The 1,981-nt window shown below is 61.1% G+C and carries 3 protein-coding genes; 2 read left to right on the plus strand and 1 reads right to left on the minus strand.

Features of this window, described 5'->3' with window-relative positions; translation table 11 throughout:
• Positions 1-111: 111 nt before the first annotated feature.
• Positions 112-291, plus strand: a complete 180-nt coding sequence (locus FMZ75_RS21040; RefSeq protein WP_166146247.1) for a hypothetical protein — start codon at positions 112-114, stop codon at positions 289-291.
• A gap of 43 nt (positions 292-334) precedes the next feature.
• Entirely contained in the window at positions 335-622 is a 288-nt protein-coding gene (locus FMZ75_RS21045; protein WP_166146250.1) for a SemiSWEET family transporter, read from the plus strand.
• A 96-nt stretch (positions 623-718) separates the two neighbouring features.
• Here FMZ75_RS21045 and FMZ75_RS21050 read toward each other — a convergent pair.
• A partial coding sequence (locus tag FMZ75_RS21050) for an SAVED domain-containing protein (RefSeq protein ID WP_246729205.1) occupies positions 719-1,981 on the minus strand: 1,263 nt, incomplete at its 5' end.

The following is a 1,981-nucleotide window of genomic DNA, read 5'->3' on the forward strand; positions in this document are numbered from 1 at the left end:
CGATGATCCGATCGTCAAGCTGTCCGCCGTGACCGCCTGACCATTCCGGCCATAGCCGGAAATCCCGGTGTCGGCCTCGATCCAGCTACACCACGCTCTGGGACACGATCATTGGAGGATCTCGGCTCCCACAGCATCAGCGGCGGCGCGATGCTGCCCGATGGCGGCTTCGGCGGATCGATCCCCTTCGCTCTGCCCCTGCAAGCCCACGATATCGCCGAGACCTCGGACCGGCCCGCCGCATCGATCCAATGGGAAATCCCGTCGGAAGCGCCTTCCGGGCGCCTGTAGCGATCCGCGCGGAACGAGGCGCGCCGACCGTGGAGAAACCTCCATGCCCCATGAATGGATCGTCGAAATCATCGGGGCCATGACCGTGGTGTCCAGCCTCCTCGTCAAGATCGTCGGCCTGCCGAGCCAGATCCTCACGAACCACAGCCGCAAATCGACGGACGGCGTCTCCACGCTCAACCACGCGATCGGCCTGCTCTCCTACGCCTGCTGGACGACCTACGGCGTCCTGACGGCGGATCGCGTCATCGTATACGGCCAGTTCCTCGGCGTCGTGACCGAGGCGATCATCGTCGTCCAGATCGCCGCCTATCGACGGCGGCGACGGTAGGAGCCGCCGGCGTCCCGATCCGTCAGTCCGCCAATGGCGGAAGGCGCGCCGACGAATCCAGCCCACGCATCCAGCTACTGTGGGCTGGCAACGATCCTACGCCGATTCGTCGATTTCGAGCGCCATTTCGAAGCCGCCCAAGCGGTTGTTTTGGTCGTAGACGACGAGAGGCAGATCGGCTTTCGGCATCCAAACGCGGCCCACCTCAATCGCCGCAGAAACTGGAATGGCCGGAAAGACATTGATCTTCGCATCCTCACCGTGCCTAGCTTTGATCTCGTTCAGAAGCGAGCGCATCAGGCGGCGGAATTCGGACAGGTCCGACGAGCGCTTCATGATGTCGTTGTGCGGATTCTTGGCCGAAATCGACCAGATAACCGTGTCCGCCCCCAGAACCGCCTCGATCCGCTCGTCGATGATGGTGGCGCTCAACGCCAGGACCAAGGCGATCGGCGCGGCGCGAGGCGAGACAGCCTCGTTGGGTCGACGAATCTCGAATTCGATTGACGGGCCGCCGTCCAGCCATTTCCATCCCTTCGGCTCTCGATGGAGTTGGTGGACTGTTGTCGGAGCGATGTCGCCCAGCAATCGGCCAAGCTCTATCAGCAGCGGCTGGGGCGCGAGACCGAAAACGGACAGGTGACGAATCTCTCTCGATTCGATTCGCTCGCGCACCTTTGTGGCGAAGGCATACCGAAGCGACTTGCGCTGATTGGCCCAATACTCTGGCTCGTGATCCCGGTCCGAAGATCCCCGCACTTCGATATCGATCGTATGGCGTCCGTTGACGGGATACCGTTCCGGGAGGAGAGCCGCGCTGACGTGCTCATAGGCGACGGATGATTCGTGACTGCCGATGTTGGCGGCGTAGCGCAGGACGTGCGTGGCGCGATCTTCGTGAATGTCGGCTATGATTGCGATGCGGTCTTCGTGCGTCTTCTTCATCGCAAGCAATCGCTCTTCTGGATGCCCCCTCCAGTCGTCCTCGTCGATCAGCTTGTGATGCACATAACAAAGCAACATCAGATTCGCGATGTCGTCAGAAAGGAGTTCCGAACGAACAGGATCACCTCTCGGCCCGTCTGGGTCGTCCGCCACGACGTGCGCGACAAAGCCGTAGTTCTTGTCTTCCTTGCCCGAGATCAGGTCGCCGATAAGCGATTTGTTACAGCCCTCATATTCGCATCGCCCAGCCGCCCTTGCCCAGAGAACATAGCGAGTCTTTGCGGTTAGTTTGTTCGTTCGCCCTTTTATGGAATGGCCCGCCCCTCCTTCCGGCGTAGTAGGCTCGCCGGAGATAGAACGGAGGGATTGGTCATGAAGACGAAGGTTTCCGTGCTCGGGATCGACATCGGCAAG

The organism is Methylosinus sp. RM1 (assembly GCF_011378635.1).
Taxonomy (GTDB): Bacteria; Pseudomonadota; Alphaproteobacteria; order Rhizobiales; family Beijerinckiaceae; genus Methylosinus; species Methylosinus sporium.

What these genes read in the sequence shown, in the direction of transcription:
- FMZ75_RS21045 (WP_166146250.1), top strand. Translation starts at nt 335, where the DNA reads ATGCCCCATGAATGGATCGTCGAAATCATCGGGGCCATGACCGTGGTG.